Here is a 22,756-nt window from a genome sequence, read left to right as displayed (position 1 = left end):
TTCCGTCCTGCTCCTGTCGAACGTCTCCGCGCGACGCGGGCAGCGGCGCGAGTAGAAGACTAACGCTATATCGCGACATACGTCCTGGCCGGGCCCGGCCAGGCAGCAACAACAACCGCCTCCCGCGCCCGCTCGCGAGGACACTACAACGTCCCCTACCCCAGGGGAGGTTGGCGATATGCTCGTCCGCGCACGTAGCTCTCTGGGGGTGTTGTGACCAAAGCGAACTCGATGACCGTCACGCTTGAGGGAGCACCTGACAGCGACCCGGCCGAACTCGACGAACTCACCTTCCAGTTGAGGGGCGAGCTGCTCGAGCTGGATGTTGACCGCGTGGATCCGGTGCGTATCGACGACACTCCCGTGGGTTCCAAGCCCGGCGACGCGGTCGCCCTCGGGGTGCTCGCCGTGACGCTGTCGCCCATCGCGTTGCGAGGGGTGGTCCGGCTACTGGAAACGTGGATGACGAACCGTCCCGTTCGGAAGGTACGGGTTGTGTTCGGCGACGACAGCATCGACCTGGAAGACGCTTCGGCGGAGGACCAGCGGCGGCTCGTGGACGCCTTCATCGTGGCTCATCAGCCCGTCCCGCCCGCGGAGCCGGGGGGCGGAACGGGCTCCTCCGGTGCCTGAAACGGCCTGCTCCGCCGAGCAGGGACACATGGCCGGCGGTCGTGCCCGGTAGCCGCGACGCCCTGCTCGTCGCCACGGGTGAGTACGAGAATCCCGCGCTGAGACGGCTCCGCTCACCCGCCCGGGACGCCGCCGGGCTCGCGGAAGTGCTTCAGGATCCCCAGATCGGTGCGTTCGACGTCACCCAGGTGATCGACCGACCCCACCACGAAGTGAACCGCCGCCTGGAGACCTTCTTCCTGGACCGAAGCCGGGACGACGTACTGCTCCTTCACCTTTCGTGCCACGGCGTCAAGGACGACAACGGGCTGCTCCACTTCGCCGCACGGGACACCGACCGCAGGCTCCTGGCCTCGACCGCGGTGTCCGCGGCGTTCGTCCATGACCAGATGCGCCGCTGCCGTGCGAAGTCGATCGTCGTGCTCCTCGACTGCTGCTACAGCGGTGCGTTTCTGCCCGGCGCCAAGGGCGACACGGCAGTGCATGTGACAGAAGAACTGGCAGGCCACGGCCGGGCCATTCTCACGGCGACGAACCGCACCGAGTACGCGTGGGAAGGCGACCACCTCACGGAGATGGCACCCGAACCCTCGAGGTTCACCGGTGCCGTCATCGACGGCCTTCGGACCGGAGACGCGGACCGGGACCAGGACGGCGTCGTCAGCGTCCATGAGCTGTACGACTACGTCTACGAACGAGTCCTCGCCGCCGGTGTGAAACAGCGACCGCAGCTCTGGAGCGCGCTCGAATACCGGGTGACCATTGCCCGGGCCGTCAAAGCGGCCCGGGAGACGGGGAACACGCGGCCGACGCCCCTCGACGACGGCGCGGTGCTCGCCGCGCTCAACGACGTGTTCTCCGGGTTCAAGATCGACGCAGCCGTCACCGGCTTCACGCGCGGGCCGACGGTGACACGCTACGAGGTCGAGCTCGGCCCCGCCGTAAGGGCCGAGCGGATCATCGCGTTGACGAGGAACATCGCGTACGCGGTCGCCAGCCCGGACGTGCGGGTCACCTTGCCGATTCCCGGCGGTACGGCGGTCGGTATCGAAGTCCCGAACACCGAACGGGAGTTGGTCGCCCTCGGTGACGTGCTCCGTGTGGCCGAGGCGGTCGGCGACGAGCATCCGATGCTGGTCGCGCTCGGCAAGGACGTCGAGGGCGGCTACGTGCTGGCCAACCTGACGAAGCTGCCGCATCTGCTCGTCGCGGGTGCCACGGGGTCGGGCAAGACATCACTGATCCACTGCCTGATCACATCGATCATGATGCGGGCGACCCCGGAGGACGTCCGCATGATGCTCGTCGACCCCCAGCGCGTCGCGTTGACGGCGTACAAGGACATCCCGCACCTCATCACGCCGGTCATCACCGACGGAAACCGGGTCGTCGAAGCGCTCCAGTGGATCGTGCGCGAAATGGATCTTCGCTACGACGATCTGGCGACGTACGGCTACCGGCACATCGACGACTTCAACCGGGCTGCGCGCGAGGGGAGCGTCAGCGCCCCCGAGGGCGATCGGCAGCGGGTGCGGCCGCACCCGTACCTTCTGGTCGTCGTCCACGAACTCGCCGACCTGATGACGGCCCCGCCGCGCAAGGTCGAGGACGCGATCGTGCCCATCGCGCGGCTCGCACACACGGTCGGCATCCATCTGGTGCTCGCCACGCAAGAGCCCGCGACCGGTGTCGTCACCGATCTGATCAGGGCGAAGCTGTCCTCGCGGCTCGCGTTCGGCACCTCCTCGCTCGTCGACTCGCAGATCATCCTCGACCGGCCGGGTGCCGAGAAGCTCATGGGCCGCGGCGACGGGCTCTTCCTGCCGACGGACGCGAACGAGCCCGTCCGGCTGCAGGGCGCCTTCGTGACCCAGGAGGAGATCGCCGCCGTGGTCGCCCAATGGACCGGGCGACTCGCCCTCCAGGAGTGGGACCTCGGACCACTTGTGTTCAAGGGGTACACCGCGACCGTGACGCTCCATGCCGATCGTGCCGAGATCAAGCGCAAGCTCATGGGGAAGGCCGGCGGCGCCAGGGACTGTGTGATCCCCCTCGCCGATGTCGTCACGGTTCGGTCCAAGGAGCCCAGCCGTCTCGTCAACGGATATGTACAGCTCGCCACCGCGCAGGACCAGGAGCCGCTCCGTTTCGCGAGCGGCCAGGCGCAGAAGTCCATGGCGAACAACTCTCGTACCGTCATGTTTTCGTGGAACCAGCGGGAGACATACGCCGCGTACTTGGCGGCGGTCACCACCCGTGTCCGGACGCGACGGGGCGACCGCTTCGGGTGAGACGTGCGTCGGGCCGGGGAACGGATCCCGCCACCTCGTATGACGGTGGGGAACATGCCGCTTGCGGAGTAATGGGCTGGTTGGACCGTCTGGCTGCGCCACCCTGTGCGGGTTGGTCACGGTCCTGTCGGGAGGCTGGGGGTGCACAGATCGCGTGCGGACGACGAATGGCACGGGCGGATGACCCCCGGCGGGACCGCCGGTGCCGCCGCGGCCGCCGAGATCGTCGGATGTCCATGACGGCGGGCGGCGAGGGAGGGGGACCGGGACGGCCGCCGGACTCCGGAGCCACGCCGCGGCCGGGCGTCGAGCTGGAGCAGATCGCCGCGCAGTTGCGGGAGCTTGCCACCGCCAAGGACCGGCTGCAGGGACTGCTGGACGCGGTGCTGGCGATCAGTCAGGAGACGGATCTGCCCGCGGTGCTGCACCGCATCGTCACCACCGCCATGGACCTGGTCGGCGCACGCTACGGGGCGCTGGGGGTGCTGGACGAATCCGGTGGGCAGCTCGCGCAGTTCATCACGGCGGGCCTGTCGGAGTCCGAGCGCGGTGACCTGGCCGGCATCGACTTCCCCCGGGGCCGCGGAGTCCTGGGGCATCTGATCCACCACCCCGAGCCCTTGCGCGTCGACGACATCCCCTCCCACCCCGCCTCCACCGGGTTCCCGCCCGGACACCCCCGTATGCGCACCCTGCTGGGCGTCGCCATCAGCGTGCGCGGCACCATCTACGGAGACCTCTACCTGTCCGAACGCCGTGACGGCCGGCCCTTCGACCGCGACGACGAGGACATCGTCGTCGCCCTGGCCGGCGCCGCCGGCATCGCGATCGAGAACGTCCGCCTGTTCGAGCAGATCCGCGACAGTGCCGAACACTTCCAGCGGCTTCTGTTGCCCACCCTGCCTGATCTGCACCCCTTCACCGCCGCGGCCATCTACCGCCCGGCTCTCGCTCCCGGGCACCTCGGCGGCGACTGGTACGACGCCCTCTGGCTGCCCGACAACGCCTGCGCCGTCGTGATCGGCGACGTCGTCGGCCACGACACGCGCGCGGCCGCCGCCATGGCCCAGACCCGCAGCATGCTGCGCGCCCTGCTGTTCGACCGCTTCACGCCGCCCAGCGGCGTCCTCACCCAGCTCGACCGCACTCTGCACGCCATCACCGATCTCCCGGTCACCACCTCCTGCCTCGCCCGCATCGAGCCCGCGGAGGACGGCTGGAGGCTGCACTGGAGCACGGCCGGCCACCTTCCCCCGCTGCTGATCGGCCCCGACCGGCACGTGGCGTATCTCCACGCCGAGCCCGGCCTGCCGCTCGGCGTCGACCTTGGCCAGGACCGTCCCGACCACACCCGTCCCATGCCCGCCGGGGCCACCGTGCTCTTCTTCACCGACGGGCTCGTCGAACACCCCGACCACCCCATCGACCACGGCCTCGCCCGGCTCGCCGAACTCGCCGCGAGCCACGTCGACCTGCCGCCGGACGACTTCGTGCGGTTCCTCGCCGACCACCACCCCGGCGACGGCCACGACGACATGGCCCTGCTGGCCCTGCGCACCCCGCACGACTGAGGCTCGGCCGCCCCGACCGGGAGTGCCCCGGTTGCCTTCATCGCGGGTTCATTGCAACGTGACGTTGCATTCGACCGCAGGGTCATTGCATCAATTTAGCGCCATCTAGCTGGGTAAATGCTGTTCCATTGATTGACGTAGATGTGAATGCAACATAGCTTTCGTGACACGTCAAACGCGTACTATCGCGAGATGAGGAATCGTCATGGCCGAATCCCCGCACACCGTCACGACGCTGCCGACGACGCGTCAGCCCGGCTGCCCCTTCGACCCGCCGGCCGAGTTACTGGACGCCCGCCGGCACGGCCCCATCAGCCGCTACACCCACCCCGGTGGGAGACCCGGCTGGCTGATCACCGGATACGACCTGGTCAGGTCGGTCCTGGCCGACCCGCGGTTCAGCTCACGCAAGGAGCTGATGAACGTGGTCGACTTCGAGCTTCCCCCGGCGTCGCCCGGCGAGTTCCTGCTCACGGACGAACCGCAGCACAGCCGCTACCGGAAGCCGCTGGTCGGCAGGTTCACGGTGCGGCGGATGCGGCTGCTCACCGAGCGGGTCGAGCAGGTCACCGCCGCCTGCCTGGACGCCATGGAGGAGGCCGGGCCGTCGGCGGATCTGGTGGCCTCGTTCGCCAGGCCCATTCCCGCCGTCATCATCTGTGAGCTGCTGGGCGTGCCGTACGAGGAACGGGACTCCTTCCAGCGGCAGACCGAAGCGCTGATGAGCGGGGAGCCGACCGAGGAGGAGCTGATCGCGGCCTACACCGCGGTCCAGGAGTACGTCGCGCGGCTGGTGGCCGCCAAGCGCGCGCACCCCACCGACGACGTGCTCAGCGAGCTCACCGACAGCGATCTGACCGACGAGGAACTGCAGGGCGTCGGCCTCACCCTGCTGGCGGCCGGACTCGACACCACCGCGAACATGCTGTCCCTCGGCACCTTCGCGCTGCTGCGGAACCCGGCCCAACTGGCCGCGCTGCGCGCCGATCCCGCGCTCGCCGACCGGGCCGTGGAGGAGCTGCTGCGGTATCTGACGGTCGCCAAGTCGTTCATGAGGACGGCGCTGGAGGACGTCGAGCTGGGCGGCCAGACCATCGAGGCCGGCACGACGGTCGTCCTGTCGTACCACACCGCCAACCGCGACCCCGAGCGCTTCGCCGACCCCCAGGTGCTCGACATCGGCAGGCAGAGCGTCGGGCACCTGGCCTTCGGACACGGCATCCACCAGTGCCTGGGCCAGCAGCTCGCCCGCGTCGAGCTGCGGGTCGCGCTTCCCGCGTTGTTCGACCGCTTTCCCGCGCTGCGTCTGGCCGTACCGCCCGAGGAGGTCGAGCTGCGCCCGGAGTTCGCGGACATCTTCGGGGTCAAGAGCCTCCCGGTCACCTGGGACGAGGAGGAGTCGTGACATCGATGCGGCTGCGCGTCGACCGTGAGCGCTGCATCGGCGCCGGGATGTGCGCACTGACCGCCCCCGAGGTCTTCGACCAGGATGCCGACGACGGTCGGGTGCTCCTGCTGGACGCCGAGCCGTCCGCCGTCCATCGCGCGGCCGCTCGGATGGCCGTCGGTGTCTGCCCCTCCGGAGCGATCACCTTCAACGAGCCGCAGTCTGGCGGCCCTTGACGGGCAGTCCCTTTCGGCCACCGCCCCACCCGGCATCCCGCCAGGTCACCGACGGCACGCGGACTCCGCCACAAGGTCCGGCTACAGTACGGACATCGAGGCCACGAACGAGCGGCCGAACGCCGGTCGGCCGGTCGGCGGAGTCGGCCAACCGCCGGTGCGGGAGGGGGCGTTCGTCCATCACCGCGTGTCGGGAGCGGCGGCAACCTGGAGTCGGCCGGTAACTCGCGTTCGGGCCCGTGTCCATCGACAGCTCGAACCCCGGCGGGCCGCCCGTGCCCGCCACCGATGAGGAGGCCGTCCCTTGGAACCCGTCACGATGATCACCGGCGGCTCGACCGGTATCGGTGCCGCCACCGCCCGCGCCCTGATCAAGCAGGGGCACCGCGTGGCCGTCACCGGTCGCGACGCCGACCGGCTGGCCGCCTTCGCCGCTTCCGTCGGGGCGGGGGAGCGGCTGCTGACGCTCACCGGTGACACCAGCGACGAGAGCCATGTCGCCGCCGCGGTGCGTGACATCGTGGGCAGGTGGGGCCGGCTGGACACGGTCATCGCCAACGCCGGGTTCTCGCTGCCCGGCACCCTGGAGGACCACGAGCCCGAGGCGATGCGCGCCATGGTGCTCACCAACGTCCTCGGCCCGGCCCTGTTGGTGCGGGAGACGCTGCCGCACCTCAGGCAGTCCAAGGGCCGGATCGTGATCGTCGGTTCGGTCGCCGGGGTCCGGAACACGCCCGGCAACCTGTACTCGGTCACCAAGTGGGCCGCGCACGCACTGGCCGAGAACACCCGGCTCCTGGTCGGCAAGGACGGAGTGGGCGTCACCGTCGTCGCCCCCGGGGTCGTGGACACCCCGTTCTGGGACAGGCGCGGCGGAGTGCCCGAGGCGGCACCGGCGATGACCGCCGAGCAGATCGCGGACGTGATCGTTTTCGCGATCAACCAGCCCGAAGGCGTGGACATCAACCAGCTCACCCTGCGGCCGTCCGGCCAGGCCGGCTGACCTCGGACGTTCGTGGGCGATGAACGCGACGTCGTCGCCCACCCTTGGCCGCCTGGTCGAAACGCGTGCTGTGTCGACCAGAAGCGCTCCGGAGCGCCTCACGGAGGGCTGGTCGGCCCTTTCAGCGCTGGCGGAGCACCTCCACACCGTCGCCCTCGAGGTCGTCGCAGTACGCCGTGCGTCCGGTCATGGCCATCACCAGCGCCAGGGTCGGGCCGGACACCAGCGGCCCGGAACCGGTCCTGAAAGGGCCGTCGTCGGCGACCAGTTCCAGGCCGCCGACGCGCCCCTTGGCGACGACCACGAGGTCCGAGCCCCGGTAGTACTCGGCGACCCGTGTGACGACCTCGATCGGAAGGTCACGGCGGATGCCCAGCGGACGCCGGATGTCCTCCCCGTGCACGATCGTCTCGCCCAGCATGGCGATCGTGGGCAGGGGAGGCTTGGTCTCGCTCGGCACGATCCGCCGGAACCGCGCAAGGGTCTCCTGCGGAGTCGCCCCCAACTGCTCGGCCAGGCGCATGGCCACCTGCTTGTCGAAGTCGAACCGGCAGCGGATCACACCCGCCAGCCAGCGCGGGCCATTGAGACTCGCGGCCGCGGTGAGATGCGCCAGCACCTCACGCACCGTCAGTCCCGCGCAGAGGGACGGCGTAGCCCATCGCTCGTCCGCCAGCCCTTCGAGATCGGCCGCCAGAGCCGCACGCTCGGCATGAATCAAGGGCCAGACCCCGGTCCGGTGGCCGCGGTCCGCTGTCAGTTCCGGATCAGTCATGCGAGGCAGACTCCCGCTCCGGCGCAAAGTCATCGCCGAGGAACGCGTGCCCGCCGGCGGCGACCGCGCGGGCGGCCACGGACACGGCGCCGCAACTCCGGTACCGCCGGGCGACGCTCCGTGATTTGGACGTGCGCTTCCAGTGCGCTGCATCAGCGCTGTACGGGCGCTAACCGCCCCTTCGCAACAGTGGCACCACCCGCCCCACCAGGGGGAACACCAGAAGGGAAGCGTGCCATGGGCAGTGTCTCGCAACCGCAGCGCCGAGCCGTACTCACCGGAGGGCTCGTGGCGACCGCGGCCGTGATCACGGGCTGTTCGACGAAGACGGACAACGGCGCGGCTTCGAAGGCGTCGCCGGTCGCGGCGGCGAGCCCCTCGGCGTCCGCGGCCGCACCCCCCGAGACGCCCTCCGCGGTGCTCAAGCGCCTGCTGGAGGGCAACGAGCGCTGGGTGAAGGGCTCCCTCCAGCGCCCCAACCAGGGTGTCGACCGGCGCGAGGCCGTCGACGAGGAGCAGGACCCCTACGGCGTCGTCGTCTCGTGCATCGACTCCCGGGTCCCGCCGGAGATGGTCTTCGACACCGGCATCGGCGACCTGTTCGCGATACGCACCGGCGGCCAGGTGGTCGCCCCGGTGGTCACCGGTTCCATCGAGTACGGGCCGGTGACCTCCGGAACCCCGCTCATCGTCGTGCTCGGGCACCAGCGCTGCGGCGCGGTCAAGGCGTCGTACAAGGCCCTGAAGGAGCGCAAGCCGCTGCCGGGCGACCTGCAGTCGATCGCCGAGGCCGTCCGCCCGGCGTACGAGGCCATAGCCAAGGCGAAGCACGATGACCCGGTCGACGCCATGGTCCGCACCCACGCCAGGCAGACGGCGGCCGGCCTGCGCCGCGACCCCGCCCTCGCGCCCCTGGTGAAGAAGGGTGCCCTGGCCGTCGTCAGCGCCTACTACTCGCTGGACACGGGCCGGGTGGAGGTCCTCGACGGGGCGCCCGCGGCCTGATGGCGGTGAGGCGGTGGTGGACGGGAGGGCCGGGGGCAGGGCGAGGCACAGCGGTCGGCGGTCGCGGACCGGGTCGCCGCAGCGCTGCGCGCCGGGGGCCCGGCCACCGGTCGGGGTCGCGGGAAGCCGGGCAGCGACCTCGGCGGGCCTCCGGTACGCGCCCCGCCTGCCGCCCGCGCCGTGCGGCGGTTCAGCCGCGCGGGCCCCGGACCATCCGCACCAGCCCCGCGGCCGCCCCGCCCGCCGCCAGCCCCGCCGAGGCCAGCGCGAGAGCCCGTGCCGTACGCCCCGGGGGTGTCGGTCGCGCCCCCGGAGCAACTCCGTACGCACTCGCCGCCACCTCGGACGTGGGCAGCGCCGAGGCCAGTAGTTCGGCCAGATGGACTCCCTCGTGGCCGCCGCTGTCGAACTCGTGGATCTGGGTGCGGCAGCTGAAGCCGTCCGCGAGGACCACGCCGGCGGGGTCCTCCTGCCGGAGCCGGGGCAGCAGGACGCGTTCCGCGCAGGCCCGGCTGACCTCCAAGTGGCCCCGCTCGAAACCGAAGTTGCCGGCGAGGCCGCAGCAGCCGGACGACAGCCGCTCGACGTCGACCCCGGCGGCGCGCAGCAGTTCCTCGTCGGACTCCCAGCCCAGTACGGCGTGCTGGTGGCAGTGCACCTGGGCCAGGGCGCGGGCGCTGCGGTCGGGCACCTGCGGCGGCTCGTAGCCGGGGCTGTGCCCGGTGAGCAACTCGGCCAGGGTCACCGTCTGCTCCGCCAGCCTGCGCACATCCCGGTCGTCCGGGAACAACTCCTCGGCGTCCGATCGGAATACGGTGGTGCAGCTCGGTTCCAGACCGACCACCAGGCCGCCGTCGTGCAGGTGACCGGCGAGGCGGCGCACGGTCCGGGTCAGGACGCGTTCGGCGACGCCGAGTTGGCCGGTGGAGATCCAGGTCAGCCCGCAGCACAGCGGCTCGCGGGGCATCGTCACGCGCCAGCCCGCGTGCTCCAGCAGCTGCACCGCCGCCTGGCCCACGTGCGGCTGGAAGAAGTTGGTGAAGGTGTCCGGCCACAGCAGCACCGTGCCGCGCGCGCCGCTGCCGGAGCCGGACCGGCCGGCGAACCAGCTCTGCAACGACTGCCGTGCGAACAGCGGCACTTCCCGGTCCTCGACCCCGGCCACCGCGAGCGCCGCCCGCGACAGCGGCGGGGTGTGGGTGAGGGCGTTGACCACCGGAGAGAGCCCGGCGCGGCCCACGGCCTGGGCGACGGCCGGCAGCCAGCCCATCGACAGATCGGAGCGGGGCCTCAGCCAGGGCCGGCCCGCGTAGTGGTGGGAGAGGAACTCCGCCTTGTAGGTCGCCATGTCGACATCGGCCGGACAGTCGCTCTTGCAGCCCTTGCAGGCCAGGCACAGATCGAGCGCGTCCTTGACCGCCCGCGAACGCCAGCCGTCGCGGATCGCGCTGTCGCCGTGCCCGTCGAGCATCTCGAACAGCAGCCGGGCCCGGCCCCGCGTGGAGTGCTCCTCCTCCAGCGTGACCTGGTAGGACGGGCACATCACCCCGTCGTCCTCGGTGTCCAGGCGCCGGCATTTGCCCACGCCCACACACCGGTTGGCGGCCCGGGCGAAGGACCCGTCGTCGTGCGGGAAGCGGAAGTGCAGGTCGCGCGGGGCGTACGGGGCCCAGTCGGCGCCGATGCGCAGGTTCTCGTCGAGCCGGTACGGCGCCACCACCTTGCCGGGGTTCATCCGGTCGCCCGGGTCGAACACGGCCTTGAGCCGGCCGAAGGCCGCCACCAGCTCCTGGCCGAACATCCGCGGCAGCAGCTCGCCCCGGCTCTGCCCGTCCCCGTGCTCGCCGGAGAAGGACCCGCCGAACTCGACCACGAGATCGGCCGCCCGCTCCATGAACCGCCGGTAGCCGGCCACCCCCTGCGCGCTGTACAGGTCGAAGGGGATCCGCGTGTGCACGCACCCCTGCCCGAAGTGGCCGTAGAGGCTCGGCCCGGCGTCGCTCTGGTACCCGAACTCCTCGAACAGACCGCGCAGCCGCCGCAGATACTCGCCCAGCCGCTCCGGCGCCACCGCCGAGTCCTCCCAGCCCTCCCAGGTGTCGGGATGGCCGGGGACGTGCGCGGTGGCGCCGAGACCGGCCTCGCGGACCTGCCAGAGCTGTTCCTCGTGGGCGGGATCGTCCAGGAAGGCGACCTCGGCGTCGTGCTCGGACTCGTGCAGCCCGTCCAGCATCCGGTGCGCCCACTCGTCGGCCTCCTCGACGGTCTCGCCGCCGAACTGCACCATCAAGTAGGCGTTGCCCTCGGGCAGTTGGTCGATGGCCCTGCGGTTGAGGTGCTTGAGCCGTTCGTCGTGGACGAGATGGCGGTCGACGCCCTCCAGCGCGACCGGCTCGTACGGCAGGATCGCCGGTACGGCGTCCGCGGCGGCCGCGACGTCCTCGAACCCCAGCACCACCAGCGTGCGTTCCTTGACCACCGGCACCAGCTCCAGCTCCGCCCGCAGGACCGTGACCAGCGTCGACTCGCTGCCGACCAGCAGCCCGGCGACGTCGAAGCCGTGCTCGGGCAGCAGCGAGTCGAGGTTGTAGCCGGAGACTCGGCGGGGGATGGCCGGGAAGCGGCGGCGGATCTCGTCGGCGTGGCCGTCGCGCAGGGCACGCAGCCGCCGGTACACGGACGCCCGCAGATCGCCGTGCCGCTCGATCTCGGCGTACTCCTCGTCGCCGGTCTCCCCGCACCAGAAGCGGGTGCCGTCGTAGAGCAGCACCTCCAGGCGGGCGATGTTGTCGACGACCTTGCCGGTCGCCTGCGCGGTGGCGCCGCAGGAGTTGTTGCCGATCATGCCGCCGATCGTGCAGTTGGCGTGGGTGGCGGGCTCGGGGCCGAAGCACAGCCCGGTCGGGGCGAGCCGCCGGTTGAGCTCGTCGAGCACGATGCCCGGCTGGACGACGCAGGTGTGCGCCTCGGTATCGACCGACTCCAGCTCCGTGCAGTACTTCGACCAGTCGATGACGACGGCCGTGTTGGTGCACTGCCCGGCCAGCGAGGTCCCGCCGCCCCGCGACAGCACCGGCGCGTCGTGCTCCCGGGCGACGGCCACAGCCTCCGCGGCGGCCTCGGGGGTGTGCGGTACGACCACGCCGATCGGGGTCTGCCGGAAGTTCGAGGCGTCGGTGGAGTACGCGGCCCGGCTCCCGGCGTCGAACCGGACCTCCCCGTCGACGCGCTCACGCAGCGCGGCCTCCAGCGCGGCCGGATCGGACGGGCGTGCCGCTTCCTGCCGTACGACGGGAGCGGGCAGATCCGAGATGCCCATGAACGCCTCCTGGATGTCGGTGCGGGCACCGCCCCGGGTACCCGCGACCGCACCGGCGACTACTCGGGCGTCGCCTCTGCAGCGAAGTCGGGCATCAGCGCGCACATCGCCTGGCGCTGGGTGGGCCCCATGAACCGGGCCAGGGCCTCCTTGACCGTCTCGGCGAGGAGGCCGGAGGCCTCCTTGAGCAGGCCCCGTGCCTTCTCGGTGAGGGCGACCTCGACGCCGCGCTTGTCACCGCAGACCGACTTGCGGGTGACCAGGCCGGCGTGCTGGAGGCAGGCGATCTGGTAGGTCAGGCGGGTCTTGGGGCGGCCCAGGAGTTCGGCGATCCGTGTCATGCGCAGTGCCTCGCCGGGGTCCGCGGCGAGCAGGCACAGGACCAGGAACTCGTCGTGCGAGACGTCCAGCCGCTCCTTGACGACGGTGCGCAGCTCCTGCTCGACGGCTCCGGTCGCGGCCAGCATCAGCATCCAGGCGTGCAGCTCGGCGGGCAGCAGTCCGTCGCCGGAGGCGGAGGGGCAGTCGGAGAGGTCGGCCATGAATTCGAGTGTATCTGTTGTTCAAATTTGGAGTATCGGCTAGCGTGATGTCGTCCAAATTTGGATTACAGATCCGATGCCCATCCGATGCCCAGGAGTGAAAGATCATGACCGTCGCCGTCGAAACCGGAACCTGGCAGCTCGACACCGCCGCCTCCACCGTCGCCGTCCGGCACAAGACGTTCTGGGGCCTGGTCACCGTCAAGGGCGCCTTCACCGCCGTCACCGGCGACGGTGAGGTGCGGCCCGACGGCTCCGCCGTCGGCACGATCACCGTGGACCCCGCCTCCCTGGACACCCGCAACGCCAAGCGCGACGAGCACCTGCGCTCCGCCGACTTCTTCGACGCCGCCAACCACCCCGAGATCACCTTCGCGGTCCGCAGCGCCGAGCTGCGCGCCGGCGACGAGGTGCACGTCGTCGGTCAGCTCACCGTCCGGGGCATCAGCCGCCCCCAGTCCGTCACCGCCCGCCTGGTCGGCGCGGACGACCGGGCGCTCACCCTGGACGCCGAGTTCACCGTGGACCGCGAGCAGTTCGCCATGGGCTGGAACCAGCTCGGCATGATGCGCGGCCTCACCACGGTCGCCGCCAGCCTCCGCTTCACCCGCACCGCAGCCTGACCCCGGCCGGCGTTCTCCTGCGGATCAGTACACGTCCCGCACGTACCGCTTCGCCGCCGCGAGCTGCTTCACGTACGCCGACGCCTCGGCCTCGTCCAGCCCGCCGTGCGTGACCGCGATGTCCCTGAGCGCCCGGTCCACGTCCTTGGCCATGCGCGAGGCGTCCCCGCAGACGTAGAAGTGGGCGCCGTCCCGCAGCCAGCGCCACAGCTCCGGGCCGTGCTCGCGCATCCGGTCCTGGACGTACACCTTGTTGCGCTGGTCGCGGGAGAAGGCGGTGTCGAGGCGGTCGAGCACGCCCTCGTCGAGCAGCGCCGTCAGCTCCTCCTCGTAGTAGAAGTCGCTGGCCCGGTGCTGCTCGCCGAAGAACAGCCAGTTGGGCGCCCCGTGCCCGAGCGCGCGCCGCTCCTGGAGGAAGCCGACGAAGGGCGCGACCCCCGTGCCCGGGCCGACCATCACCATCGGCGTCGAGGCGTCGGCGGGCGGCCGGAAGCCGGGGGAGCGCTGCACGAAGACCGGCACCTCGGCGTCCGGCTCGGCGTCGGCGAGGAAGGGCGAGCAGACCCCGCCGCGCGGCCGGCCGTGCAGGTTCTCGTACCGCACCACGGAGACCGTCAGCGAGACGCTGTGCGGGTCGACCAGCGGGCTGGACGATATGGAGTACAGACGCGGCTGGAGCTTCTTCAGCACCCCCGCCCACTCCTTCGCCCCCGCCCGCACCGGGTGCTCGGCGAGCACGTCCACGGCCTGCCGCCCCCAACTCCACTGCGCAAGACCGTCCTTGTTGTCGGGCCGCAGCAGCCGGCGCAACTCCCGGTCGTCCCGGACGCGTTCGGCGACGAAGCGCAGCAGGTCCGGGGTGATCCGCGTGATGTCGAGGTGGCGGTGCAGGGCCTCGGCGAAGGAGGTCTCCCCGACGTCGTCGATCGCCACGGCCGTCGACCCGTCGACCCCGGTGACCGCCAGCCACTCCGCCACCAGCGCGGCCGAGTTGACCGGCCGGATACCGAGCGCGTCGCCCGCCTCGTACGTCAGCGAGGTCCCGCTCGTGTCGAAGGTGAACCGCCGCACCTCCTTGCCCGCCCCCGGCCGGCTCAGCAGCCGGTTGCCGACGAGGCGGGCGGTGGCCGCGGCGGGCCTGGCCCGGTCCTTCGGCTCCTCGGCAGTCGGCGCCGGCGCACCGCCCAGCGCGGTGAGCACCTGGTCGAGCCACGCCCCGGCGGACGGCTCGTAGTCCGGTTCGCAGTCCGTGCGGGGCGCCAGCCGCACCGCGCCCAGCTCGTCCAGCCGCGCGTCGAGCCGGCGCCCGTGCCCGCAGAAGTCGTCGTACGACGAGTCGCCGAAGGCGAGCACGGCGTACCGCACCCCGTCCAGCCGGGGCGCCCCCTGATCGGACAGTGAGTCCCACAGGCCCGACCCGTTGTCGGGTGCGTCGCCGTCGCCGAACGTGCTGGTGATGAAGAGCAGGTCGGCCGTGCGGGCGAGGGCGCCGACATCGGCCTCGTCCATGCCGACCAGCGAGGCCCGGTGCCCGGCCGCGCCCAGCCGCTCGGCGGTGGCGGAGGCGAAGTCCTCGGCGTTGCCGGTCTGCGAGGCCCACAGCACGACCACCTCACGGCCCGGCCGCTGAGCCGGCTGCGCCGCCCGCGAGTACATGCCGGCGAGGACGCCGTTGACCCACGTCGCGTGCTCGGGGCTGAAGGGCGCGTCCGGCGGCAGGACGGGGATGCCGGGCGCGCCGGTCTCGATACCGGCGAGGAAGCCGGTGAGGTAGAGGCGTTCCTGAGCGGTCAGGACGGGCGGCGGGGCGGGGTCGAGCCCGAAGGGGTCGCCGCCCGGGGTGACGGACGCCGGGGTGACGGACGCCGGGGTGACGGAGGCCGGAGTGACGGACGCCGGCACGATCACCTCGCCGGCCGGCGCCGGCTCGTGCACCTTCGCCAGCGACACGGCGCACACCTTGAACTCCGGCTGGAAGGAGATCGGGTCCACCGCGTCGCTCGTCACCGCGTTGACGCTCAGATACTCCCCGAACAGATCGTTCCAGTGGAACGGCGCGAAGGCGCCCCCCGGCCGCACCCGCTCGGTCACCACGGCCGGCAACACCGCCCGCCCCCGCCGCGAGGCGACCTCCACCCGGTCCCCGTCGGCGATCCCCAGCTCACGCGCGTCCCGCGGATGCACCTCCACGAACGGCCCTGGGTTCAGCTTGTTGAGCTTGGCCACCTTCGCGGTCTTGGTCAGCGTGTGCCACTGGTGCTGCACCCGCCCGGTGTTCAGCACGAAGGGATAGTCGTCGTCCGGCATCTCGGCGGCCGGCATGTGCGGCCGGGCGTGGAAGACGGCCCGACCGCTCGCGGTCGGGAACCGCAGCCCGCCGTCCGCGTCGACGTACCGGATCGGATTGCGCTCGGGCCCGTCCACCTCGGCGGCCGGCCACTGCACGGGCGTGTCCCGCAGCCGCTCGTAGCTCACCCCGCGCAGATCCCAGCCGGTCACCGGGTTCCAGGCCCGCCGTATCTCCTCGAAGACGTCCTCGGCACTGTCGTACGAGAACCCCTTCTCGTACCCCATCGCACAGGCGACGGCCGCGATGATCCGCCAGTCCGCCATCGCCTCGCCCGGCGGGTCGGCCACCGCCCGGGTCAGCGTGAGATTGCGCTCGCTGTTGACGAAGACGCCCTCGCCCTCGGTCCACATGGCGCCGGGCAGCACGACATCGGCGTACGCGTTGGTCTCGGTCTCGCCGAAGACGTCCTGGGTGACGACGAACTCGGCGGCCTCCAGGCCCTCGATGACGGTACGGCGGTTGGCGACGGAGGCGACGGGGTTGGTGCAGATGATCCAGCAGGCCCTGATCTCGCCGTCGGCCATCTTCCGGAACATCTCGACGGTTCCCTTGCCGACCCCGTCGGCGCGCACCGTCCCCGGCGGCAGCTCCCACAGCTCCTCGACGAAGGCCCGCTCGGCGTCGACGAGGACGGACCGCTGCCCCGGCAGCCCCGGGCCCATGTAGCCCATCTCGCGCCCGCCCATGGCATTGGGCTGCCCGGTGAGGGAGAAGGGACCGGAGCCCGGGCGGCAGATGGCGCCGGTGGCCAGATGCAGGTTGACCAGGGCGTTCGTGTTCCAGGTGCCGTGCGTGGACTGGTTGAGCCCCATCGTCCAGCAGCTCGTCCACTCGCCCGCCTCGCCGATCAGCCGGGCCGCGGTGCGCAGGTCGTCCTCGGCGAGCCCGGTGATCTCGGCGACGGCCTCCGGCGGATAGTCGGCGAGGAACTCGGGCATCGCCTCCCAGCCCTCGGTGTGGGCGGTGATGAAGTCGGGGTCGGTGTGGCCGTTCTCGACGAGCAGACGCAGCAGCCCGTTGAGGAGGGCGAGGTCGGTGCCCGGCCTGATCTGCAGGAACAGATCGGCCTTGGCGGCGGTGGCGGTGCGCCGCGGATCGACGACGATCAGTTTCGCCCCGGCCTTGACCCGCTCCATCATCCGCAGGAAGAGGATGGGATGGCAGTCGGCCATGTTCGAGCCGATGACCAGGAAGACATCGGCCTTGTCGAAGTCCTCGTACGACCCGGGCGGCCCGTCCGCCCCGAGCGACAGCTTGTATCCGGCTCCCGCGCTGGCCATGCACAGCCGGGAGTTCGACTCGATCTGGTTCGTCCGCACGAACCCCTTGGCCAGCTTGTTCGCCAGATACTGCGCCTCCAGGCTCAGCTGCCCGGAGACATAGAAGGCGACCGCGTCCGGCCCGTGCTCGTCGATGATCGCGCGCAGCCGGCGGGCCGTCTCGGCGATCGCGTCGGCGGTGGGGGCGGGCACCGGCTCCTCGCCCCGGTCGCCCCTGACCAGCGCGGTGGTCAGCCGCCCCGGCGCGGCGAGCATCTCGGCGGTCGTCGCGCCCTTCGTGCACAGCCGGCCCGCGTTCGCCGGGTGCGCCTTGTCGCCGGAGGCCTTCAGCACCGTACGCCGCCCGTCCGGCCCCGTCCCGACGTCCAGCAGGATTCCGCAGCCGACTCCGCAGTACGTGCAGACCGACCGGACCTGAGTCGTGGAGGTGGTCGAGGTCACGCGCTGCCCTTCTCCGGCGGTCGGGGTGGTGTCTGGAGCGTACGAATTGCCCGTTACGTCGATGTCACATCCCTTGATCATGAGGAGTTACGTAGGACACACAGCCGCCCGAAGAGCGATGTGAGGGGGGTGTCGGGCGGTCGCGCACCGTGTCGCTGTTGGGCCGAACGGGTGACTTGGCGTAAGAATTGGCCGGTGCAGGCATTGAAGGCGAGTCAAGGCGGGGGGAGCCGGTGAACAGCCACGACGTCACCGATGAACAATGGGAAGGGCTCGCCCAGGTCGTGCCGCTGCGCGGTCGCGACGCCTGGCCGTCGTCGGTGGATCACCGTGCGATGCCGGAAGCGGAGACAGAGCCCCGCCGTCGCTTCGTCGTGCTGCGGGTCAATGTGTTCGGGGACGCCCGCGAGGTCGCCGAGACACTGATGGCCGGGATTCCCGTGCTGCTGGACCTGACCGGCGCGGAGAACGAGGTCGCCAAGCGGGTCCTGGACTTCAGCACCGGCGTCGTCTTCGGACTGGGCAGCGGGATGCACCGGGTGGACCGGAACGTGTTCCTGCTGACGCCGCCCGGGACCGAGGTGAGCGGACTGATGGAGGGCGCCGGAGTTCCCGGCACGTGAGGCTCTCGCCCGATCGTAGGAAGGGCTCCGGGGTGGAACGGTTCGCCCGCCGGTAGGGGGCCTACGGTCCGGACATGGGCGTGTCGTGTGTGTCTGCTGCCGTGTCCCCTCCACCTCAGGAGCCCCGAACCTGCCGGCCCCGGCTCACCGAACTGCGGCTGTCCGCGTTCGCCGGGCACCGGCGGGCCGCGCTCGCGCTGGGGGCGTTCACGCTCTTCGCCGGGCCCAGCGGGTGCGGGAAGACCAGCGCGTTGCGGGCGTACGAGGCGCTGGCGCGGCTCGGCGGGGGCGCCGGGGTCGGGGAGGTGTTCCCGGACCCGGCGGCCTGCGTTCCGGAGCGGGCGCGGCCCGACGCCCAGCGGCGGCGCGGCTTCCGGATCGGCTGCACGGCCGACGGCCCCGAGGGCCCCGTCCGTCTCGATGTCGCCGTGCAGGCCGAGCCCGGACTGCGGATCGTCGGGGAGCGGCTCAGCGCCGGAGGCCTCGTGCTCCTGGAGACGGCCCTGCGCGACCCGAGCCGCCCCTTTGTGCAGGCCGCCTGGCACACGGCCGGGCAGGCGCCGGTGACCCGGGCGCCGCTGCCCGACGACCGGCTCGGCACCGCGCTGCTGCCGTTGCGGGTGGCCGGCAAGACGGACGGACAGCGGCGGGTGCTGGCCGCCGCCGAGCAGATGGTGGTGGCGCTGCGGTCGGTCTTCGCCTGTGATCCGCGGCCCGAGCGGATGCGCGAGGCGGTGCCGGTCGGGTCCGGGCGGCTGCTCGCGGGGTGCGACAACCTGGCCGAGGTGCTGTGGCGGACCCGCGCCGAGTGCGGACAGCGGCATACGCGGCTCGTGGCCGCGGCGCGGGCGGGGTGCGCGGGGGCGGTGGCCGATGTCGTCGGCGAGGTGCTGGGGGACGGGACGGTACGGGGCGTGCTCGACCGGGGGGACGGGGTGCGCACGGAACTCGGCCGGCTCGGGGACGGCGAGCTGCGGTATCTCGCGCTGTCGCTGGTGCTGCTGACCGGGCCCGGGGTGCTGGAGGTCGACCCGGCGGGCGAGGTGCCCGAGGCCATGCAGACGCTGACCGTGCTGGCGGACGGGCTCGACCGGGGGCTGGACCCGGTGCAGCGCGGGGAGTTGGCCGCGCTGGCGGCGCGGATGTGCGAGCGGGGGCACATCCGGGTGGTCGGGGCCGTGAGTGACGCGTCAGGTGTGGCGGGGGTGCCCGGGCTGACGGTGGTACACCTGGAGCCGTGACCGAACCTCTTGATGTCGCCAAGCTGCAGCGCCGGCTGGCCGAGTTCGCCGCCGCACGCAACTGGCAGCCGTATCACACGCCGAAGAACCTCGTCGCGGCGCTGAGCGTCGAGGCGTCCGAACTCGTCGAGATCTTCCAGTGGTTGACGCCGGAGGAGTCGGCGCGGGTCATGGCCGACAAGGACACCGCGGCGCGGGTGACGGACGAGGTCGCGGACGTGCTGGCGTACCTGTTGCAGCTGTGCGAGGTGCTCGGCATCGACGCGCTGGCCGCGCTGGACGCGAAGATCGACCGGAACGAGCGGAGGTTCCCGGCGCCGTAGGAAGGCGTAGGAAGGCGCGGGGGGCGCGCGGGAACCGGCGGGGGACGGGCGGGGACGGCGCCGGGGAGGCGCCAGGGAGGGACGCCGTCCGCTTTCACTCTCCGTATCAATTCAGCTGACCGCAACCGAAAAGTTGTCCACAGATTTCGGTCTTCCTCTGGCTTTTCGTCTCAGAGCCCTTCACGCTGGGTAGTGAACAAGGGAGTTCGGGCGGACGCGTGGGCAGCGCGTCGGGACAGACGGGGACTGCGGATGGACGCGGTGCGGCTCATCGTGACTAGCAGGCGTGCGCTGGCGGGCAGCGGGGGCGCGCCGGAAACCATGACCGAGGTGTGGCAGGCGCAGGCCCTGGCTCAGGCGATCGGCAGCAGACTGGCGGTCTTCGGACCACCCGAACTGCGCGGCGAGGCGCTGGGGTTGACGGAGCTCGCGGGACGCGGCTGCGGCGTCCTGGACACACCGGACCTCGGGGCCGGGGAGTTACGCGCGGCCCAGCTCACGGAGCTGGGCGATGCGCGCCAGGCACTGATGCATCTGGGGAGCCTGCTGGGGGAGGCCGGGATCGCGCTCGTCGGCATCGCCAGCGCCGCGGACGACGAGACGACGTACTGGCAGTGCATGGAGGCCATCGACGCGGCGGACGAGTCCCGGGACCGGGTGCGGGAGATGCTGCGCAGGCTGGCGGACCGGGACGAGGTGCTGGCGGAGCGCGAAGCGGGATAGCCGCCGGTCAGGGAAATTCAGCCCGTCCGGCGTTTGAGGACGAGGCCCGTTCAGGGCCGAAGCGGGGGTCTGGGGGCCGCAGGCCCCCAGCCGTGACGCCGGGGACGTGTCAGCCGGCCTCCCCCTCCTGCTGAGCGCGAGCGCCCCGCGCCGTCCCTCCGGTCGACTGCAGGTCCGCGTCCAGGGCCGACAGGTCCGCGTTGAGCGCCGCCATCAGCTCCTCCATCTGCTGGAGCAGCCCCTTCGGCCGGCCGGTGCCGGCGCTCTGCTGTGGCATGGATTCCTCGGACATGACGGCCTCCTCGGGCCTCCGGCCCCCCCAGTGGCAGTGGGCCGACACGATGACGCTCCGGCGTCTGACAGGCCGGGGCGGAAGCCGGGCGGTCCGGCTCCGACCGAGCCAACGATCACCGTCGGGGGCGGTCACTGGCCCGGGGTGACGACGGCCGTGACGTTGACGGAATTCACCCGACCGGGGCCGTCGGGGCCGAGGGGACCGGTGCGGTCGACCGGCGTCGCGGCAGGCAGGATGGAGGCATGGATCTTCGCATCTTCACCGAGCCCCAGCAGGGGGCCACCTACGAGACCTTGCTCCGAGTGGCGAAGGCCACCGAGGACCTTGGATTCGATGCATTCTTCCGATCCGACCACTATCTGAAGATGGGTTCCGGGGACGGCCTTCCCGGCCCCACCGATGCCTGGATCACGCTCGCCGGCCTCGCCCGGGAGACTCGGCGGATCCGCCTCGGCACCCTGATGACCGCCGGCACGTTCCGGCTGCCCGGCGTCCTCGCCATCCAGGTCGCCCAGGTCGACCAGATGTCCGGCGGCCGGGTCGAACTCGGCCTGGGCGCGGGCTGGTTCGAGGAGGAGCACAAGGCGTACGGCATCCCGTTCCCGAAGGAGAAGTTCGCACGTCTGGAGGAGCAGCTCGCCATCGTCACCGGGCTGTGGGCGACCGAGGCCGGCCAGACCTTCGACTTCCACGGGACCCACTACGACCTGACCGGTTCGCCCGCCCTGCCCAAGCCCGCCCAGGACAGGATCCCGGTGCTCATCGGCGGCCACGGAGCCACCCGTACGCCGCGGCTGGCCGGCAAGTACGCCGACGAGTTCAACATGCCGTTCGCCTCGGTCGAGGACAGCCAGCGGCAGTTCGGCCGGGTGCGGGCCGCGGCCGAGGAGATCGGCCGCAAGGGGGACGACCTCGTCTACTCCAACGCCCTGGTCGTGTGCGTGGGCAAGGACGACCAGGAGGTCGCCCGCCGCGCCGCCGCCATCGGACGCGAGGTCGAGGAGCTGAAGGTCAACGGGCTCGCCGGCTCGCCGGCCGAGGTCGTCGAGAAGATCGGCCGGTACCGGGAGATCGGCTCGCAGCGGATCTACCTCCAGGTCCTGGACCTGGACGACCTGGACCACCTGGACCTGATCAGCTCCCAGGTCCAGTCGCAGCTGTCGTAAGCACGTCACATCGGCAGGAGTCCGGCCGGCGGATCGGGGCACGGCCCGCGATCCGCCGGCCGGCTCGTCAGGGCTTGCGGGCGACCGCCGCGTACAGCGGTGTCTCCTCGCCGTCGTGCGGTTCACCGGGCTCCGGGTGCCAGAGCGCGGCGAGCGTCAGGCCGGGGTCCAGCAGGTCGAGACTGGCGAAGAAGCCGGCGAACTCCTCGCGCGAGCGCACCTGCGCGGGAGTGCCGCCCCTGCGGTACACCTCGACGACGCGTTCCCAGGTCTCCGGATCGAAGTCCCCCGTCGCATGCGACAGCGTCAAGTAGCTGCCGGGCGCCAGGGGTTCGAGCAGCTCGCGCACGATCCGGCCGGGTTCGTCCTCGTCCGGTACCAGATGCAGGAGCGCCACCAGGGACAGCGCGACCGGCTGCGCGAAGTCGAGGGTCCGCCGTGCCGCCGCGAGGATCTCGCCCGGTTCCCGCACATCGCCGTGGACATAGGCCGTCCTGCCCTCCCGGGTGCTGTGCAGCAGGGCCTCGGCGTGGCGCAGGACGATCGGGTCGTTGTCGGCGTACACGACACGGGCGTCGGGAGTGATCCCCTGCACGATCTGGTGGAGGTTCGGCTCGGTCGGGATGCCGGTGCCGATGTCGAGGAACTGACGGACACCGCGCTCGGCCAGCAGCCGGGAGGCGCGGTGCATGAACCGGCGGTTGGTCCGGGCCATCTCCCGCACGGCCGGGAACAGGGAGATCACCTGCTCTGCCGCCTCCGCGTCGACCGGGTAGTTGTCCTTCCCGCCGAGGAAGTAGTCGTACATGCGGGCCGAGTGGGGCCTGCTGGTGTCGAGAGGGGTCGCGCGTAATCCGGCGTCTGTCACGTGAGGCCTCCGCTGGTGGACATGCGTGGGCGCTCAGCCGTACCGCGTTCGAACGCCCGGA

The 22,756-nt window shown here is 71.6% G+C and carries 19 protein-coding genes; 13 read left to right on the top strand and 6 right to left on the bottom strand.

Annotated elements, in window-relative coordinates; translation table 11 throughout:
• The first annotated feature begins 231 nt into the window (after positions 1–231).
• The 6 genes from IM697_RS33480 to IM697_RS33455 all read left to right on the top strand — a co-directional run bounded on the left by IM697_RS33480 (position 232) and on the right by IM697_RS33455 (position 7,121).
• Positions 232–633 carry a hypothetical protein gene (locus IM697_RS33480; RefSeq protein ID WP_194039825.1) on the top strand — a complete coding sequence of 134 codons (402 nt, stop codon included), beginning with the start codon at positions 232–234 and terminating at the stop codon, positions 631–633.
• Positions 634–674: 41 nt separating this feature from the next.
• Positions 675–2,924 (top strand): caspase, EACC1-associated type, encoded by a 2,250-nt coding sequence (locus tag IM697_RS33475; RefSeq protein WP_228044281.1) that lies wholly within the window; start codon positions 675–677, stop codon positions 2,922–2,924.
• A gap of 230 nt (positions 2,925–3,154) precedes the next feature.
• Positions 3,155–4,495 carry a PP2C family protein-serine/threonine phosphatase gene (locus IM697_RS33470; protein ID WP_228044280.1) on the top strand — a complete coding sequence of 447 codons (1,341 nt, stop codon included), beginning with the start codon at positions 3,155–3,157 and terminating at the stop codon, positions 4,493–4,495.
• 205 nt (positions 4,496–4,700) lie between these two features.
• On the top strand, positions 4,701–5,900 hold the full coding sequence (locus tag IM697_RS33465) for a cytochrome P450 (RefSeq protein ID WP_194039824.1): 1,200 nt from the start codon (positions 4,701–4,703) through the stop codon (positions 5,898–5,900).
• 5 nt (positions 5,901–5,905) lie between these two features.
• Positions 5,906–6,118, top strand: coding sequence for a ferredoxin (locus tag IM697_RS33460; protein WP_194049993.1), 213 nt, complete (start codon positions 5,906–5,908; stop codon positions 6,116–6,118).
• Positions 6,119–6,437: 319 nt separating this feature from the next.
• Positions 6,438–7,121, top strand: a complete 684-nt coding sequence (locus IM697_RS33455) for an SDR family oxidoreductase (RefSeq protein ID WP_194049992.1) — start codon at positions 6,438–6,440, stop codon at positions 7,119–7,121.
• A 121-nt stretch (positions 7,122–7,242) separates the two neighbouring features.
• Here IM697_RS33455 and IM697_RS33450 read toward each other — a convergent pair whose 3' ends face one another.
• Positions 7,243–7,896, bottom strand: a complete 654-nt coding sequence (locus IM697_RS33450) for a maleylpyruvate isomerase family mycothiol-dependent enzyme (protein WP_194039823.1) — start codon at positions 7,894–7,896, stop codon at positions 7,243–7,245.
• Positions 7,897–8,133: 237 nt separating this feature from the next.
• Here IM697_RS33450 and IM697_RS33445 point away from each other — a divergent pair, with 237 nt between their 5' ends.
• Positions 8,134–8,901 (top strand): carbonic anhydrase, encoded by a 768-nt coding sequence (locus tag IM697_RS33445; RefSeq protein ID WP_194039822.1) that lies wholly within the window; start codon positions 8,134–8,136, stop codon positions 8,899–8,901.
• Positions 8,902–9,091: 190 nt separating this feature from the next.
• Here IM697_RS33445 and IM697_RS33440 read toward each other — a convergent pair whose 3' ends face one another.
• Positions 9,092–12,220, bottom strand: a complete 3,129-nt coding sequence (locus tag IM697_RS33440; RefSeq protein ID WP_194039821.1) for an FAD-binding and (Fe-S)-binding domain-containing protein — start codon at positions 12,218–12,220, stop codon at positions 9,092–9,094.
• 59 nt (positions 12,221–12,279) lie between these two features.
• Positions 12,280–12,762: a MarR family winged helix-turn-helix transcriptional regulator gene (locus IM697_RS33435; RefSeq protein WP_194039820.1), complete on the bottom strand. Its 483-nt coding sequence runs from the start codon at positions 12,760–12,762 to the stop codon at positions 12,280–12,282.
• A gap of 107 nt (positions 12,763–12,869) precedes the next feature.
• Here IM697_RS33435 and IM697_RS33430 point away from each other — a divergent pair, with 107 nt between their 5' ends.
• Positions 12,870–13,385: a YceI family protein gene (locus tag IM697_RS33430; protein ID WP_194039819.1), complete on the top strand. Its 516-nt coding sequence runs from the start codon at positions 12,870–12,872 to the stop codon at positions 13,383–13,385.
• 24 nt (positions 13,386–13,409) lie between these two features.
• On the opposite strand, the gene IM697_RS33425 is transcribed toward IM697_RS33430, so the two are convergent.
• Entirely contained in the window at positions 13,410–17,456 is a 4,047-nt protein-coding gene (locus tag IM697_RS33425) for a bifunctional nitrate reductase/sulfite reductase flavoprotein subunit alpha (RefSeq protein WP_194039818.1), read from the bottom strand.
• Positions 17,457–17,689: 233 nt separating this feature from the next.
• On the opposite strand from IM697_RS33425, the gene IM697_RS33420 reads away from it, so the two are divergent.
• The 4 genes from IM697_RS33420 to IM697_RS33405 all read left to right on the top strand — a co-directional run bounded on the left by IM697_RS33420 (position 17,690) and on the right by IM697_RS33405 (position 20,366).
• Positions 17,690–18,079 carry a cell division protein SepF gene (locus IM697_RS33420; protein WP_194039817.1) on the top strand — a complete coding sequence of 130 codons (390 nt, stop codon included), beginning with the start codon at positions 17,690–17,692 and terminating at the stop codon, positions 18,077–18,079.
• 74 nt (positions 18,080–18,153) lie between these two features.
• Complete coding sequence (locus tag IM697_RS33415; RefSeq protein ID WP_194039816.1) at positions 18,154–19,320, top strand: AAA family ATPase; 1,167 nt, start codon at positions 18,154–18,156, stop codon at positions 19,318–19,320.
• Complete coding sequence (locus tag IM697_RS33410; protein ID WP_194039815.1) at positions 19,317–19,643, top strand: nucleotide pyrophosphohydrolase; 327 nt, start codon at positions 19,317–19,319, stop codon at positions 19,641–19,643. The genes IM697_RS33415 and IM697_RS33410 overlap by 4 nt, the downstream gene beginning before the upstream one ends.
• Before the next feature lie 252 nt (positions 19,644–19,895).
• Positions 19,896–20,366: a DUF6099 family protein gene (locus IM697_RS33405; RefSeq protein ID WP_194039814.1), complete on the top strand. Its 471-nt coding sequence runs from the start codon at positions 19,896–19,898 to the stop codon at positions 20,364–20,366.
• Positions 20,367–20,475: 109 nt separating this feature from the next.
• Here the strand turns inward: IM697_RS33405 and IM697_RS33400 are convergent, their stop codons facing one another.
• A complete protein-coding gene (locus IM697_RS33400; protein ID WP_194039813.1) occupies positions 20,476–20,658 on the bottom strand; it encodes a hypothetical protein in 183 nt (60 codons plus the stop codon).
• Between the two features lie 245 nt (positions 20,659–20,903).
• Here IM697_RS33400 and IM697_RS33395 point away from each other — a divergent pair, with 245 nt between their 5' ends.
• Entirely contained in the window at positions 20,904–21,827 is a 924-nt protein-coding gene (locus tag IM697_RS33395; RefSeq protein ID WP_194039812.1) for an LLM class F420-dependent oxidoreductase, read from the top strand.
• Between the two features lie 67 nt (positions 21,828–21,894).
• Here IM697_RS33395 and IM697_RS33390 read toward each other — a convergent pair whose 3' ends face one another.
• Positions 21,895–22,695 carry an SAM-dependent methyltransferase gene (locus IM697_RS33390; RefSeq protein WP_194039811.1) on the bottom strand — a complete coding sequence of 267 codons (801 nt, stop codon included), beginning with the start codon at positions 22,693–22,695 and terminating at the stop codon, positions 21,895–21,897.
• Positions 22,696–22,756: the final 61 nt, after the last annotated feature.

The sequence above is a fragment of the Streptomyces ferrugineus genome, from assembly GCF_015160855.1.
Classification (GTDB): domain Bacteria; phylum Actinomycetota; class Actinomycetes; order Streptomycetales; family Streptomycetaceae; genus Streptomyces; species Streptomyces ferrugineus.
The sequence above is the reverse complement of the archived record's forward strand: the minus strand, read 5'-3'. Positions and strand labels throughout refer to the sequence as shown.